Origin of the sequence: Haladaptatus paucihalophilus DX253 (assembly GCF_000376445.1) — an archaeon.
Taxonomy (GTDB): domain Archaea; phylum Halobacteriota; class Halobacteria; order Halobacteriales; family Haladaptataceae; genus Haladaptatus; species Haladaptatus paucihalophilus.
The window spans coordinates 455,552-469,513 of sequence record NZ_AQXI01000001.1; the positions used below are offsets into that span (position 1 = coordinate 455,552).

Annotated in this window: 16 protein-coding genes; 9 read left to right on the forward strand and 7 right to left on the reverse strand. The window is 62.6% G+C overall.

All coding sequences use genetic code 11. From position 1 onward, the window contains the following. The first annotated feature begins 45 nt into the window (after positions 1-45). Entirely contained in the window at positions 46-177 is a 132-nt protein-coding gene (locus B208_RS24880) for a hypothetical protein (RefSeq protein WP_264781408.1), read from the forward strand. Positions 178-567: 390 nt separating this feature from the next. Here the strand turns inward: B208_RS24880 and B208_RS0102580 are convergent, their stop codons facing one another. Next, entirely contained in the window at positions 568-1,965 is a 1,398-nt protein-coding gene (locus B208_RS0102580; protein WP_026177707.1) for a GntP family permease, read from the reverse strand. A 168-nt stretch (positions 1,966-2,133) separates the two neighbouring features. On the opposite strand from B208_RS0102580, the gene B208_RS0102585 reads away from it, so the two are divergent. The 4 genes from B208_RS0102585 (at position 2,134) to B208_RS0102600 (ending at position 5,586) form a co-directional block, all read left to right on the forward strand. After that, a complete protein-coding gene (locus tag B208_RS0102585; RefSeq protein WP_007979014.1) occupies positions 2,134-2,580 on the forward strand; it encodes a universal stress protein in 447 nt (148 codons plus the stop codon). A 108-nt stretch (positions 2,581-2,688) separates the two neighbouring features. After that, positions 2,689-3,471 carry an SDR family NAD(P)-dependent oxidoreductase gene (locus B208_RS0102590; protein ID WP_026177708.1) on the forward strand — a complete coding sequence of 261 codons (783 nt, stop codon included), beginning with the start codon at positions 2,689-2,691 and terminating at the stop codon, positions 3,469-3,471. A gap of 133 nt (positions 3,472-3,604) precedes the next feature. After that, on the forward strand, positions 3,605-4,780 hold the full coding sequence (locus B208_RS0102595; RefSeq protein ID WP_007979010.1) for a GNAT family N-acetyltransferase: 1,176 nt from the start codon (positions 3,605-3,607) through the stop codon (positions 4,778-4,780). A gap of 107 nt (positions 4,781-4,887) precedes the next feature. Then, on the forward strand, positions 4,888-5,586 hold the full coding sequence (locus B208_RS0102600) for a DUF7547 family protein (protein ID WP_007979009.1): 699 nt from the start codon (positions 4,888-4,890) through the stop codon (positions 5,584-5,586). A 113-nt stretch (positions 5,587-5,699) separates the two neighbouring features. Here B208_RS0102600 and B208_RS0102605 read toward each other — a convergent pair whose 3' ends face one another. After that, the gene (locus tag B208_RS0102605) at positions 5,700-6,077 is read right to left on the reverse strand and encodes a Zn-ribbon domain-containing OB-fold protein (protein WP_007979007.1); all 378 of its coding nucleotides are present in this window, start codon (positions 6,075-6,077) and stop codon (positions 5,700-5,702) included. After that, positions 6,074-7,225, reverse strand: coding sequence for a thiolase family protein (locus B208_RS0102610; RefSeq protein ID WP_007979005.1), 1,152 nt, complete (start codon positions 7,223-7,225; stop codon positions 6,074-6,076). The genes B208_RS0102605 and B208_RS0102610 overlap by 4 nt, the downstream gene beginning before the upstream one ends. Before the next feature lie 84 nt (positions 7,226-7,309). Between B208_RS0102610 and B208_RS0102615 the strand changes: the two genes are divergently transcribed. Together B208_RS0102615 and yciH are read left to right on the forward strand one after the other, a co-directional pair. After that, positions 7,310-7,696 carry a hypothetical protein gene (locus tag B208_RS0102615; RefSeq protein ID WP_007979003.1) on the forward strand — a complete coding sequence of 129 codons (387 nt, stop codon included), beginning with the start codon at positions 7,310-7,312 and terminating at the stop codon, positions 7,694-7,696. Positions 7,697-7,777: 81 nt separating this feature from the next. Continuing rightward, positions 7,778-8,083, forward strand: a complete 306-nt coding sequence (yciH, locus tag B208_RS0102620; RefSeq protein ID WP_007979001.1) for a stress response translation initiation inhibitor YciH — start codon at positions 7,778-7,780, stop codon at positions 8,081-8,083. A 12-nt stretch (positions 8,084-8,095) separates the two neighbouring features. Here yciH and B208_RS0102625 read toward each other — a convergent pair whose 3' ends face one another. Together B208_RS0102625 and B208_RS0102630 are read right to left on the reverse strand one after the other, a co-directional pair. Then, positions 8,096-9,724, reverse strand: a complete 1,629-nt coding sequence (locus tag B208_RS0102625; protein ID WP_007978999.1) for an acyl-CoA synthetase — start codon at positions 9,722-9,724, stop codon at positions 8,096-8,098. A 132-nt stretch (positions 9,725-9,856) separates the two neighbouring features. After that, complete coding sequence (locus B208_RS0102630) at positions 9,857-10,270, reverse strand: hypothetical protein (protein WP_007978996.1); 414 nt, start codon at positions 10,268-10,270, stop codon at positions 9,857-9,859. A gap of 106 nt (positions 10,271-10,376) precedes the next feature. Between B208_RS0102630 and paaK the strand changes: the two genes are divergently transcribed. After that, positions 10,377-11,663 carry a phenylacetate--CoA ligase PaaK gene (gene paaK / locus B208_RS0102635; protein ID WP_007978994.1) on the forward strand — a complete coding sequence of 429 codons (1,287 nt, stop codon included), beginning with the start codon at positions 10,377-10,379 and terminating at the stop codon, positions 11,661-11,663. Positions 11,664-11,687: 24 nt separating this feature from the next. Here paaK and B208_RS0102640 read toward each other — a convergent pair whose 3' ends face one another. Together B208_RS0102640 and B208_RS0102645 are read right to left on the reverse strand one after the other, a co-directional pair. Beyond that, positions 11,688-12,593, reverse strand: coding sequence for a universal stress protein (locus B208_RS0102640; protein ID WP_007978992.1), 906 nt, complete (start codon positions 12,591-12,593; stop codon positions 11,688-11,690). Between the two features lie 282 nt (positions 12,594-12,875). Beyond that, positions 12,876-13,370, reverse strand: a complete 495-nt coding sequence (locus B208_RS0102645) for a PaaI family thioesterase (RefSeq protein ID WP_007978989.1) — start codon at positions 13,368-13,370, stop codon at positions 12,876-12,878. 51 nt (positions 13,371-13,421) lie between these two features. Here B208_RS0102645 and B208_RS0102650 point away from each other — a divergent pair, with 51 nt between their 5' ends. Beyond that, the gene (locus tag B208_RS0102650; RefSeq protein ID WP_007978987.1) at positions 13,422-13,883 is read left to right on the forward strand and encodes a MaoC/PaaZ C-terminal domain-containing protein; all 462 of its coding nucleotides are present in this window, start codon (positions 13,422-13,424) and stop codon (positions 13,881-13,883) included. The last annotated feature ends 79 nt before the right edge of the window (positions 13,884-13,962 follow it).

A 13,962-nucleotide genomic window follows, 5' to 3' on the forward strand; every position in this document is an offset into this window, starting at 1 on the left:
GTGACCGATGCGAACATAATTCTCGCTTCTCGTCAATCTCTAATCATGCCCGACTATCGGCCGATACCGGCCACATACGAAGACGAGTATCAGCGGTTTTTGCGGTACGCGTTCGAGCCGGAAACCGGCCCCAAGCCGACGGACCGTGCGAAGCAGTTCCTCTCGGTGGTGCTGTAATCGGCCGACTTTTCTATTCGTCCGTACCGGGAAGCGGCCGAAGCACGCCGTACCGGAGTCGATAAACGACCATCCCGGGTGTTTGACCGACGCCGAAGTTGTCCCTGAACGCTCCCGTTTGTGGCAGGAATCGTCGCCGGGCAGCGCCCGTGCACAGGATGAACAGCAGACGGCGACGGCGTTTCGTTCGCACACCGCCGACGTCACGGTCGGTCGTCGTTCAGCAGTGCCCGCCAATGGCGTATCTGAACGACCAACGTTATCGCGGCGACACCGAATTCGAACAGGGCGCGCGTTCGTCGCTTGACTATGATTCTCCGTGGGGGTCAGGTGGCTTTTCCACTGCTAAGCGACGGCTTCGGAAAATCGGGGAATTTCGGTGGGTTCGAACTACGCCAGTGGGAAGATTGTCGAGATGACGAGCACCGTCACGAGGCCCGTGATGGAGATGATCGTCGTCAACACGGTCCACGTCTTCAGCGTCTCCGCTTGCGTAAGCCCGCCGATTTCCTTGACGAGCCAGAACCCGGAGTCGTTGTACCACGAGCAGATGTTTCCGCCCGCTCCGATGGCCATCACCATGTACACCGGGCTAACCGATAGCTGTGCGGTGAGCGGTGCCATGATTCCCGCGGCGGTGAGCATGGCGGCCGTTGCCGACCCCTGCGCGACGCGAACGATGGCGGCGATGAGCCACGCGGTCACGAGCAGGCCGATGCCGATGCCCTTGAGGTGGCTTGCGATGTACGACCCGATTCCGGACGCGGCCAAGAGCGCACCGAACGCGCCGCCCATCGCGGTGATGGCGGCGATGTTCCCACCGCTCTTCAGCGCCTCCGTGAGTTCCTCCTCCCAGAGCGACCGCGAGAGGTCGGACCAGCGGAGGTAGGTGTACGCCGCCGCGATGGCGGCGATAGTCAGCGCGACGTTCTTGTCCCCGACGAACGCGACCACCGGTTGCAGGTTCGCGAGCACCGGATATGGGTCCTTGAACGTATCGACGATGGTGTAGGAGGCGACCAACCCGATTGCGAGGATGATGGGGATGGCCGATTCGAGCACACTGGGGAGGTTCTTGTTGTCCCGGTTCGCACGCTCTTCGAGTTCTTCCGTCGTCGTTCCCATGGCATCCCGAAGCGGGATGTTCATCCGCTTGTTTATCCAGCGGCCGTAGACCAGACCTCCCATGATCGCCGACGGAATGGCGACGACGATACCGACCAGAATGGTCAGCCCGAGGTTAGCGATGTCGAGTTGATCCGAGACTGCTAACGGTCCCGGCGTCGGTGGGATAAAGACGTGAGCCACCGAGGCACCTGCCCCGACGGCTATCAGATACAGCGCGTAATTCTTCCCCACACGTGCGCGCATCGAACGTGCGAGCGGCGCGAGGAGGTAGAACACGCTGTCGAAGAACACAGGAATCGCGAGTACGGTACTGCTGCCCCACAGCGCGATGTCCGAATTTTCCTTTCCAACGACCGATTGGAACGCCCGAACGATACGTTGGGCGGAACCGCTCTCGAGCATCGACTTTCCGATAACCGATGCCATTAGAATTGGAATACCGATACCGGCCATCCCGTTCCCGAACTCCGTCGCCGTTCGTGCTGCCGCGTCGCCGAACGTGAAGTCGGCGACGAATACCGCGTTGAGTAATCCGACACCAAATGCGGAGATAGCTAGCCCGACGAACGCCGGGAGGTCCCAGACGACCAGGAGGAGGATGACTAAAATCAGTCCGGCTGCGAACGTCAACAGCGGACTCTGTGCGAATTCGATTGCCATGGATTGCGACTCCATGTCATTGATGTTCATTGAAAACATTTTCCTTTAATAGCGATAATTTAATAAAGATGAATAATTAACAAACAGTATATTTGAAATAGATTGTATTATTTCTTCACTATGTAAACGAACGCTGGTTTTATTATTTCTCGTTTATTTGCGGTATTTATGGACCGTGCACTCGCCGTCGTCGAACCTACGGAGGCGGCCAAGGAACTCGTTCGCGAAGCAGGTATCATCGCCGAGGGATTGGACGCCGACTTGATTCTAACGCATATCACTACCGAACAAGAGTACGGCGCTCGGCGGGACGCGATGGAATCGCTCATGAGCAGTTCGGCGAGCTACACCGTCGGCGAGGCCGAGGAGGGTGCGACGCAGTTCGCCCGTGACATCGGTGACGAGGTCCTCTCCGAACTCGATGTGGAGTACGACGTGACGGGCTATCTGGGCAACAAGGCCGAGAAAATCCTCGCCGCCGCCGAGGAGTACGACTGCGACCACGTGTTCGTTACGGGGCGACAGCGCTCGCCGACGGGAAAGGCCCTCTTCGGCGACGCGACACAGGAAGTCATTCTCGACTTCGACGGACCGGTCACCGTTCTTACGGATTAACTGATTCTTCACCATTTATTCAACAATAGTCCAGTTTCACACGGTTTAGTGTGCAAATAGTGACGAAACAACCGGAATAATAAAACGGCAGCGCGATAGCCAACAACCGTGACCAGCACATTGCACGACCAGACCGCCGTCGTAACGGGGTCGAGTAGCGGTATCGGGTTCGCAATCGCACAGGAGTTCGCGTCCCGGGGCGCGAACGTCGTCGTCAACTCACGCTCGCAGGAGCGGGCGGCCGAAGCGGCCGAGGAAATCGCGGACGAGACGGGTTCAGAGTCCGTCGTTGCCATCGAAGCCGACGTGACGGACGCCGACTCGCTCGAATCGCTCGTCGAGGACGTCGTCGAGCAGTTCGGCTCCCTCGACGTCTGGGTGAACAACGCGGGCATCAACATCCGCGGCCCGGCCGAGGAGATGTCGCTCTCCGACTGGCAGCAAGTCATCGACGTGAACCTGACCGGCGCCTTCTCCGGGGCGCAACTCGCCGGACGGCAGATGATAGAGCAGGGAACCGGCGGGAACATCATCAATATCTCCAGCATGATGGGCGAACAGGGCCAGACCGGCCGGACGCCGTACAACACGTCGAAGGGCGGCGTCAACAACCTCACCCGCTGTCTGGCCGTCGAGTGGGCCGAACACGACATCCACGTCAATGCCATCTCCCCCGGCTACATCCGAACCGAGATGGTGGACGACGCACAGGACCAGATAGGATTCGACGAGCAGGACGTCATCGACCGCACGCCGCTCGGTCGGTTTGGAACCCCCGAGGAAGTCGCCAACTGCGCCGCGTTCCTCGCGGAGGGTGAACACTTCATGACCGGCGAAATCCTCCACCCGGACGGCGGATGGCTCTCGTTCGGTTGGGGAAGCAAGTCATAGAGTTCGTTCTGCCCTGTATTTCGCCTTTCATATCGATCCGACATACTTCCCCGATATCCCTTCTTTCGTACAGCGAAATGCGGTTCTAGTGCCCGACACGAACCTATTTCTCGCTTCCAGCCAATCCCGAATCATGCCCGACTATCGGCCGATTCCCGCGAAGTACAAGGACGAGTATCGGCGATTTTTGTACTACGCGTTCCAACCCGAAGACGGCCCCGACATCGGCGAGGACGACGATGACCCCGAACTCGGGGACCGTCGCGGACTCTTCGACGGCGACGACTTGCTCTGCGTGTGCAAACACCATTGGTTCACGACTCGTATCCGCGGCGAGTGGCACGAGATGGCCGGTCTGTCCGCCGTCGCGTCGCCGCCCGAGAGCCGCCGCCGTGGATTGGTGCGTGAGATGCTCGCCGAATCGCTCGCCGAGTACCGCGAGAACGAGGTGTACTTCTCGGCCCTCTGGCCCTTCTCCTACGAGTTCTATCGGAAGTACGGCTGGGCAACGGCGAACAAGCACACGAAATACGAGACGACCCCGGACGCGCTCGATTTGGACATCGAACCCGCGGGCGAGCTTCGGCCGCTCGACGCCGACGACTGGGAACTGCTCGTTCCCGCGTTCGACGCGATGACCGAGGGATACGCCCTCAGCACCGACCGAACCGAAGACTGGTGGCGAGAGCGGGTCTTCAAAGGGTGGAAGAAAGACCCCTACGTGTACGCGTGGATGCGGGACGGCGAAGCGCGCGGTTACGTCGTCTACACCGTCCACGACGAGGACGACGGCAAACGGTTCAAAGTGTGGGAGTTGACGGCCATGGACGACGAGGCATACCGCCACCTCCTGCGGTTCGTGCAGTACCACGACTCGCAAGTCGAAACCGTCGAGCTGACATACGTCCCCGAATCCACCGACCTCCTCGACATCGTGGCGAATCCCCGTGACGTGGACTGCGAAATCAACGCCGGTCCCATGTTCCGCCTCGTGGACGTCCCGCGCGCCCTCGAAAGCATCGCGTACGATGCGGACGCCAACGTCGTCCTCCGCGTCACCGACCCGCTGGCGGAGTGGAACGAAGGGACGTTCGAACTCGACACCGGCGACGTCGTTCGCTGTGAGCGCACCGACGCCGACCCCGACGCGGTGACCGACGTGAACACGCTCTCGCAGTTGGTCGTGGGCTACCACGCCGTCGAAGACGCCGAACGGTTCGGAAACCTCTCCATCGAAACCGACGACGCGCGTGCGAACCTCGCCGAACTGTTCCCCGAGCGGGACGTGTTCCTCACGGAAGGGTTCTGAGTCCCGACCGCCGACCGACCCGCATGTTCCGACCCACCCGCTCATTTTGACCGACCCGCACATTCCGACCGACCAATACTTTTGTTCTGCGGTGCCAACGGTCACCTATGTCGAACGACCGGGACGACCCTGACCGGGACGACCGAGAGGACCTCGAAGAGCGAATCGAGGAACTGGAAACCACCCTGCGCGGCCTCCAGACCGAACTTCGGCAACCGCCGCGCGGGCCGATGGGACTGCCCCGCCCGCCGACGCCCCGGGAAGTCCTCTCGTTTACCGGCGAGTACGCCATCCCGACGCTCATCACCATGCTGGAAGCGAACGTCCGCGCGCTGAAGGCGCTCCAGCAGATCATCCGCCTCGTGGACCCCGAATACGACCCGACGGAAGGAGCGCGCTCCGACCTCAGCGCCCGCGCCGGACGGGCGAGTCGCGCCACTCTCGACCGATTGCAGGATACGCTGAACGACGTCGAAGGTGCTCTCACCGAGGGTGGCCTACCCGAGGAACCGCGCGCCCGACGCATCCTCGAAGACGCCCGCCGACTCAGCGACGACATCCGCGAGGAAGTTTCGGCCGGGAGCGAACAGGCCGACGAGGGGCGCGAACTCGCGGACAACGCCGATGCCGAAGAAGCGGAACTGGAAGAGGAGGTCGACCAACCCGAAGTGGATGTGGATGCCGAACTCCGCTCCATCCGCGACGAGTTGGGCGTTCGCGGCAACGGCAGCGGCGACGAGGACGCCGATGACGAATCCTCTTCCGACGATGACGAATCCGGTCCCGACGACGACCCCGACGCGTAAGCCCCTTCTTCTCCCTCTGTTCTCCCCTCTTCTCGTTCTTCGTTCTGTTTCAGCGTCCCCTCTCGAACCATCGACGGGGTTTCGAACCGGATGGAAAAACGACGACCGTGCGCTCACTCGACGGGTTCGAACCGGTAGCCGTCCCACTCCTGACTCGCCTTCTCGCGGATTCCGGCGTCCGGGTCGCGGAGTTCGTCGGCGTAGATGGGCCGCACTTCGTCGCCGATTTCCACGCCGTCCGTCGTCAACTGCCCGATGGCCCGCACCGAGTCGCCGTCCACGTCGAACTCGACGATGGCGATGTGGTTCGGTTGGCGGACGCCGGGCGGGGTCGCGGTGCTGGTCGTCCACGTGACGACCTCGGCGGTCCTATCGGTCAAATCGACGGTTTCGTCTTGCGGTTCGGCACACTCCGGGCACCGTGGGTGCCCCGGATACGAGAGGTGGCCGTTGGGACAGCGGTGCGCTTCGAATTTCGAATTTCCGCTCATGCTTGCTCCATGATGGTGGTGATGACGCAGTTACCGAATCCGCCGACGTTACAGGCCAGTGCGACCTCCGCATCGACTTGTCGTTTTCCGGCGTTGCCGAGCAACTGCTGGTGAAGTTCGTACGCCTGTGCGACGCCGCTCGCGCCGAGCGGGTGGCCCTTGGATTTCAGGCCGCCGGAGGTGTTGATTGGGAGGTCGCCGTCGCGGTCGGTGACGCCCTCCTCGACGGCTTTCCAGCCCTCGCCCTGCTCGAAGAAGCCGACGGCCTCGCTCTGCAGGAATTCGAGGATGGTGAACATGTCGTGGAGTTCGGCCACGTCGATGTCCTCGGGTTCTCGCTCGGCCATGTTGTAGGCGAGTTCGCTGCTCTCGACGGCCGCACCCATCACCGTCGGGTCGTCGCGCTCGTGGACGACGTGGGTGTCGGTCGCGCCGCCGATTCCGGAGACGACGGTGTACTCGTCGGTGTACTGCTTGGCCTCCGATTCCGGGCAGAACAACAGCGCGGCGCTCCCGTCCGTGATGGGACAGAAGTCGTAGAGGCGGAGCGGGTCGGCGACGATGGGCGACTCCATCACCGTCTCCACATCGACCTCCTTGCGGAACTGCGCGTGCGGGTTGTCCACGCCGTTTCTGTGATTCTTGACGGCGACCTTGGCCAGACTCTCGCGCGGCGCGTCGTACTCGTGGAGATAGCGACGGGCGGTGAGTCCCGCGAAACTCGGCAGGGTGAGTCCGTGTTTGTACTCGACGGGGTGGGTCAGCGAGGCGATGACGTCCGTCGCCTCGGCGGTCGTCTCGTGGGTCATCTTCTCCCCGCCGACGAGGAGGGTCAGGTCGCTCGCTCCCGAGGCGACCGACTGCCACGCGGCGTAGATTCCCGCGCCGCCGCTCGAACTCGTCTGGTCGATGCGTTGCGTGTACGCCGGGAGCGCGCCGAGGTCGTGCGCCAGCGCGTTCGGCACGCCGGTCTGCCCCTCGAATTCGCCGCTCGCCATATTCGAGACGTAGAGGTGGTCGAGGTCCAACGGCGAGACGCCCGCGTCGTCGAGGCAAGCCTCCCCGGCCTCCGCCAACAGTTCGCGTATCCACGCGTCGCGCTGCCCGAACTGGGTCATCGACGCGCCGATGATTGCGACTCGTTCCATGGTCGCCACGACGGGGGGACGGGTTTAGAAGCTTGAGATTTCGACAACAAAAAGCACTTGTCGTGGTTCGGTATCGTGTCAGATATGCAACGGAGAGCCCTCCTCGTCTCCCTCGGTACGGGTGTAACCGCCGGGTGCGTCGGAATTTTCAACGATCCCGAGGCGACGCTCGGTCACTTCGACTTGATGAACTACGACGACGAACCGCACGTCTTTCGCGTCCGAATCGAACGCGACGGAAGTACCGCCCATCGATTCTCTCGGCGAGTGGAGCACGATGATCCCATCGCTATCCCCGTCGCCGACCGAATGTGGGGAACGACACCGGGGCGATACACGCTCAGCGTGAGCGTCGGGTCGGCTCACACTCACGCGACCTTTACGAAACGCGGTTGCCACGACGTGATACTCGATTATCGGTCCGGCAACGTGGGCATCTTCTCTCACAACGACGGTCCGGGGTGCCGATGAACGGTTTTGGGACCCGCCTCATGATGTGGGTTCTCTGATATTAGACAGAACCAAGGTACTGGGTGGCATAGTTCGTGTGCCGTGGCAAACGACAAAGACGACTTCAGTTCCATCACGGGACTGCCGGAAGAACTCGGCATCGACGAAGATTTGGGGCGAACCGAGACGCGCCTCGTCATCCGAACCGAGAAACGGCGCTACGACAAACCGGTCACCATCGTCGAGGGGTTCGACACCGGCGAGGTGGACGTAAAGGACCTCGCGTCCGAACTCAAGCGGAAGATGGCGACCGGTGGGACGGTACACGAGGGGGTTATCGAACTACAGGGCGACCACCGTGAGCGGGTCACGGAGGTACTACAGGACAAGGGCTTCGCGGTCGAATAAAAGCGGCGAGGGTCAGTCTCCGAACTTCGACATTTCCCTGTCTCGGAGTTCGATACGTCGGATTTTTCCGCTCGACGTCTTCGGCAGTTCGTCCACGAACTCGATACGTCGCGGGTACTTGTACGGCGCCGTCTCCTCTTTCATGTACTCCTGTAGCTCCTCGACGAGTTCGTCGTTCCCGTCGTAGCCCTCCGCGAGGATGACGTACGCTTTGACCACGTTGCCGCGATCGTCGTGCGGACTGTCGACGGCGGCGGCCTCGGCGACCGCCGGATGGCCGACGAGCGCATCCTCCACCTCGAACGGCCCGATGCGGTAGCCCGAGGAGATGATGATGTCGTCGGCGCGGCCCTCGAAGAAGAAGTAGCCGTCTTCGTCCTCGCTCGCCAAGTCGCCGGTTCGGTAGTACGCCCCCGAGAAGGTCCGCTCGTCCAATTCCGGCTTTTCGAAGTAGCCGTCGAAGATGGCGGGACTATCGACGGGAACCGCGACTTCGCCGATTTCTCCCCGCTCGACTTCTTCCTCGTCCACCGTGTCGATGATGGTGGTTCCGAGGCCGGGCGTCGGCTTGCCCATGCTTCCGGGCTTCACGTCGATACCGGGGTAGTTCGTCACCAAGGCGACGGTTTCGGTCTGCCCGTAGCCGTCGCGCGGCGTCACGTCGAAGGCCTCCTCGAACGCCTGAATCGGTTCGCGGTTCAGCGGTTCGCCCGCCGACAGCGTTTGCTTCAGCGAGAGGTCGTAGTCGGCCATGTCGTCCACTTGGGTGAACATCCGGTACTGCGTCGGCACCGCACAGAGGCGTGTGACGCCCTCCGATTCGAGCAGCGAGAGGAACGTCTCCGGGTCGAAGTCGCCCCGGTAGATGAACTGCGGTGCGCCCGTCGTCAGCGCCACCCCGACCGGACTCCAGAACCACTTGGCCCACCCGGTGCCCGTCGTCGCCCAGAGCAGTTCGTCCTCGAAGTCCATCCCCTCCTCGACGCCCCACCAGTAGCGCCCGTTGACGCGTTCGAAACAGTGCATCCAGCGGTGCCGGTGGAGCACGGGTTTCGGCTGTCCCGTCGTCCCGCTCGTGTAGTTGATAGACATCGGGGACTGTGGACCGATGTCCGGCCCGTCGTGTTCCGTGGACTCCCCGTCGATGAGCGCGCCGAAGGATTCCCACTCGCCCATCCGCGACCCGCCCAGCACGACCATCGTGTCGAGGGGCGTCTCGTCGGCGACGGCTTCCACCATGTCCGTCAGTTCGTCGTGACACACTATCGTCGTCGCCTCGCAGTCGTTCGCCCGGAACTGGACGTCCTTGGGTTTCAGCATGGCCGAGCACGGCACCAGAATCGCGCCGCGTTTCAGCGCCCCGAGTTGAATGGCGAACACGTCGGGGTGGCGCGGTAGGAGGTGCATCACCCGGTCGCCCTCGCCCACGCCGAGCGATTCGAGCGCGTTGGCGAACCGATTCATATCGTCGCGCAGGTCGGCGAACCGTCGCCGTGCCTCGTTCCCGTCGTCGTCCCGGAACTGCACGGCGAGTCGGTCGCCGAACGCCGCCGCGTGGGACTCGATGACCGCCGGGAGATTGTACCCCTCCGGGATGTCCCACTCGAATTCCGCGAGTTCGCGCTGGTAGTCGATTTGCATCCGTCCCGAACTGCGGTGGTCGATTATTTGATTGTGTCGTCTGGTATCACGCATCGGACAGAAGCGTCCGCCGGAGCTCAGCGCCCAATGCGACTTCCCTTCCCTCCCCTCCTTTCACGTCATCCGAATCAGCTACCCTTCCACGAAGCGGAGCACGCCCCTTCCGAGCCCGTACCCGAGCAGCGCCCCGACCACGCCGAGGAGTGAGAACCCAACGGTCAGCGCCCAGAGCGGCGCTTCTCCCTGTACGGGGTGGCCGACGAGAGCGCGGCTCCCGACGACGAACGCGAACAAAACGCCGGGTGCGAGACCGACGGCGAGGCTGGCGGGAGCGCCGCCGCCGCGAAAGGCGCTCGCCGCGGAGACGAACGGCGGCGCGTAAAACAGCGCCGCGGAAAGCAGAAACGAGTCGGCGAAAACCGACCCACCGGCGAGCGTCACGACGACGAGGAGCGCGAAGACGACCGCGGCGTACCCGCCGACGAAGACTCGCCAGTGTCGTTTGCCCGCACTCGACCGCCCCCACAGTTCCGAGACAGTTGCCATCCACTCCGCGTGCAACGGCGAGGAAAATAAACGTTCAGTCGAGCCGCGATATTTCGGCGGGAATCGAGAAACAGTTTTCCCGCACCCCTTCAAATCATGAATAAGCATGACATACAGTGATGCCGAGAGTGCATCTCGGGAGGAACTGCGTGCGCTTCAGGACGACCGACTCGCAGAAACGGTCGCACACGCCTACGAAAACGTCCCCCACTACCGGAACGCGCTCGACGAGGCCGGCGTCTCGCCGGACGACATCGAGAGCGTCGAGGACGTATCGAAACTCCCCTTCACGACGAAAGAGGACTTCCGCGACAACTACCCGGACGGAATGTTTGCGGTCCCGCGTGCCGAACTACAGCGGATTCACGCCTCGTCGGGGACGACCGGAAAGCCGAAAATCGTCGGCTACACCGGTTCCGACCTCGGTGTCTGGCGCGAGGTTATGGCCCGGTCGCTCTCCGCCGCGGGCGTCGAACCCGAACACGTCGTCCAGAACGCCTACGGCTACGGATTGTTCACCGGCGGTCTCGGGTTCCACGACGGCGTCGAGGAACTCGGCGCGTGCGTCATTCCGGTCGGCGGCGGCAACACCGCCCGGCAAATCGACATGCTCCAAGACTTGGAGAGCGACGTGCTCTCCTGTACGCCCTCCTACTGTCTGTACCTCGCGGAAGCGATGGAAGAACGCGGCCTCGACCCGAAAGACCTCCCGCTCTCGACGGTCATCATCGGCGCGGAACCGTTCACAGACCCGATGCGCGAGGAGATAGAGGAGGCGCTCGACGTGACCGCGGTGGACGTGTACGGCCTCTCGGAAATCATCGGGCCGGGCGTCTCCATCGAGTGTGCGGACGCACAGGACGGCCTCCACGTCTGGGAGGACCACTTCTACCCCGAAGTCGTGGACCCGGAGACGGGCGAACCGCTCCCCGAGGGCGAGGAGGGGGAACTCGTCATCACGAGTCTGACCAAGGAAGCCCTGCCCGTTCTGCGCTACCGAACCGGCGACATGACGACGCTGAACTACGGGCGGTGTGACTGCGGCCGGACGATGGTTCGAATGGGCAACGTCACGGGCCGCGCCGACGACCTGCTCATCGTTCGCGGCGTGAACGTCTACCCGAGCCAAATCGAGGAGGTCATGGTCGACCTGGACGCCGTTGCCCCGCACTACCGAATCGACTTGCGGCGGGACGGCCAACTCGACAGGATGGAGATAACCGTCGAATACCACGAGGACTTCGACGATTCGCCGCACGAACTCCGCGAGCGAATTCAGGAGCGTTTGCGCGAAATTCTAGAGGTCAAACCCGACACGCTGGAAGTGGTCGAACCGGGTGCCCTCGAACGGACCGAGGTCGGGAAGGTAAAGCGCGTGTACGACCACCGCTGAGGGCGGCGCTTCGCGTCCCTCGACTCAGAGCCACGGACCGAGCAGCGAGTCGCGCCCGTCCGGGCGTTCGACGCTGACGACGGTGCTGTACGCCGAGGAACGAACGTCCGCCGTCGTGGACCCGAAGACGAACTCCCGAAGCCTGTTCTTTTGCGGCGCGCCGAGCACCGTCACGTCGTAGTACTGAGACTGGTCGACGATGGCGTCGGTGGCGTCGTCCGCTTCGAGAATCCACTCGTCGACGGCGCTGAAGTCGCCGAGGCGCTCGTTGGCCGCGGCGATGTACTGCTCCGCGTCGGTGTGAGCGCGTTCGTCCGCGGAACTCGGGACGACGTGGAGGAGTTCGAGCCACGCGCCGTGTTTCTCGGCGAGGTATCGTGCCATGTCAACGGCCAGCCCGGAGTGTGGCCCGCCAGCCACCGGAACGAGAATCGAGGTCACGTCGGTCGAGAGGTGATTTCCGCCCACGGAGATAACGTCACAATCGACGTGGCCACCGACGCGCGTCGAGACGCTTCGACCGAACGCCGTCGACGTCATCGACTCCGATTCGTCCACGACGACCACACCGGCAGAGAACTCCTCGCTCGCGGTCCGTGCGATGGTGAGATAGTTCCGTCCGACTCGGGCCGCCGCGCGGGTTCGAACGTCGAATGCGGAATCGACGGTGGTCCGAAGAGTCCGTCGAGCCGCCGCTTGCCGTTCGTTTAGCACGTCTCCGGCGAGATTGAGCGGCGTTCCCGACGACCGGACGGCCGCATTGACGAGTATCAACTCGCCACCCCGTGCGTCGGCGAGCGTCGCCGCGAACGAAACCGTCCGTTCGGCGTCACCCCCGTCGGACAGGACGACGACGTTCTGCCGCGATGATCGCCCACCGGCCGTTGCGTACAGCAGCGAGGGAGCCAACGGCATGGGACTCGTGTTCATACCTCACGACATTTACTGAAACGGTATAAATCACACCATTATCCAGCCAAATTTGGAATTTAAGCTCCTCGTGCCGATAAAATTCTCATTTCTTTTCGGTGAGCGTTTCGAACGTGGTTACCGCGTGCAGTTCTCGAAGTAACTACCAATGGAATTAAAATTGGCTCGAAATATAACGACCGAAGTGGGACGAATCGAGGCCGAGTTCGACGGGTGTTCGGGGATGTTTGGGAGTGTTCGGGGTGCCGTCGGGTGCTTCGGCGGTCGGTGTCGGTCCGGCTGTCAGGGTTTGTACACCCGACCGCGGAAGATGGCGACGTTCTCGGGGTCGCTTGCTTCTTCCGTTCCTTCGCTTCCTTCTCTCGCGGTTTCCGTTCCCCCGCTCCCGTCTTCCGTTTCGGTTTCCGCCTCGTCTTCCTCAGCTCTCGCCTCGACGGCCACGTCCACCCGATAGGTACCGGTGCGTCGAGTCTCGTCCTCGCGCTCGGCGACCGCGACGAGTCTGTCGCCCACGTCCGCGGCCGAGAGGTAGGAGATGTTCGTCTCCAGCGCGAGCGCGGTGTCGCCGTCGGCGTTCGACGCCGCCGCGAACGCCGCATCCGCGAGCGAGTAGACGACGCCGCCGTGGGGCGTCCCGTGGAAGTTCAGCAACTCCTCTCGGACCGTGAGTTCCGTCCGCGCCCCGCCCGACTCGAGGGTCGTGAGTTCGATTCCGAGGGTCGCACAGAAGGGGTCGTTCGCGATTTCGTCGTATCTCTCGTCCGGGATATTCGCCATGGGTCGGTTCCGCACAGTAGTTACTTATATTCTTCCCGAGTGGGATTCGACATGGCTTACAGCTACGAACCACACTACTTCGAGGACTTCGAGGAAGGCCAGACGTTCGAGAGCGTCGGCCGGACGGTCACCGAGTACGACTTCGTGATGCATTCGGCCTTCACCGGCGACTGGACGGAACTCCACACGAACAAGCACTACGCCGAGGACGAGTACTTCGGCGAACGCGTCGCACACGGCCCGATGACGTTCTCGCTGGCGACCGGGTTCGTCTACCGCTGTGGCTTCCTGGAGCGCACCGTCCTCGCGTTCCTCGGCATGAACTACATGGACATCCCCGCGCCCGTCAAGATGGACGACACCATCTCGCTCGACATGGAAGTCATCGAGACGAAGGACCTCTCCAGCCGCGAGGACTCCGGTCTCGTCGTCATCGACACCACGATGACCAACCAAGAGGATACCGTCGTCTTCGAAGGCGACATGAAGTTCCTCATCAAGCGCCGGGACTAATCCCGCCGTTCGATTTTCGTCGGCCAGTCGAACCGCGAGCCGTCCGAACGTTCTATGCCGTTCCCTTCGAAATTTAGTC

What these genes read in the sequence shown, in the direction of transcription:
- B208_RS24880 (WP_264781408.1), top strand. Translation starts at nt 46, where the DNA reads ATGCCCGACTATCGGCCGATACCGGCCACATACGAAGACGAGTATCAG.
- B208_RS0102580 (WP_026177707.1), bottom strand. Translation starts at nt 1,965, where the DNA reads ATGGCAATCGAATTCGCACAGAGTCCGCTGTTGACGTTCGCAGCCGGA.
- B208_RS0102585 (WP_007979014.1), top strand. Translation starts at nt 2,134, where the DNA reads ATGGACCGTGCACTCGCCGTCGTCGAACCTACGGAGGCGGCCAAGGAA.
- B208_RS0102595 (WP_007979010.1), top strand. Translation starts at nt 3,605, where the DNA reads ATGCCCGACTATCGGCCGATTCCCGCGAAGTACAAGGACGAGTATCGG.
- B208_RS0102600 (WP_007979009.1), top strand. Translation starts at nt 4,888, where the DNA reads ATGTCGAACGACCGGGACGACCCTGACCGGGACGACCGAGAGGACCTC.
- B208_RS0102605 (WP_007979007.1), bottom strand. Translation starts at nt 6,077, where the DNA reads ATGAGCGGAAATTCGAAATTCGAAGCGCACCGCTGTCCCAACGGCCAC.
- B208_RS0102610 (WP_007979005.1), bottom strand. Translation starts at nt 7,225, where the DNA reads ATGGAACGAGTCGCAATCATCGGCGCGTCGATGACCCAGTTCGGGCAG.
- B208_RS0102615 (WP_007979003.1), top strand. Translation starts at nt 7,310, where the DNA reads ATGCAACGGAGAGCCCTCCTCGTCTCCCTCGGTACGGGTGTAACCGCC.
- B208_RS0102625 (WP_007978999.1), bottom strand. Translation starts at nt 9,724, where the DNA reads ATGCAAATCGACTACCAGCGCGAACTCGCGGAATTCGAGTGGGACATC.
- B208_RS0102630 (WP_007978996.1), bottom strand. Translation starts at nt 10,270, where the DNA reads ATGGCAACTGTCTCGGAACTGTGGGGGCGGTCGAGTGCGGGCAAACGA.
- paaK (WP_007978994.1), top strand. Translation starts at nt 10,377, where the DNA reads ATGACATACAGTGATGCCGAGAGTGCATCTCGGGAGGAACTGCGTGCG.
- B208_RS0102640 (WP_007978992.1), bottom strand. Translation starts at nt 12,593, where the DNA reads ATGAACACGAGTCCCATGCCGTTGGCTCCCTCGCTGCTGTACGCAACG.
- B208_RS0102645 (WP_007978989.1), bottom strand. Translation starts at nt 13,370, where the DNA reads ATGGCGAATATCCCGGACGAGAGATACGACGAAATCGCGAACGACCCC.
- B208_RS0102650 (WP_007978987.1), top strand. Translation starts at nt 13,422, where the DNA reads ATGGCTTACAGCTACGAACCACACTACTTCGAGGACTTCGAGGAAGGC.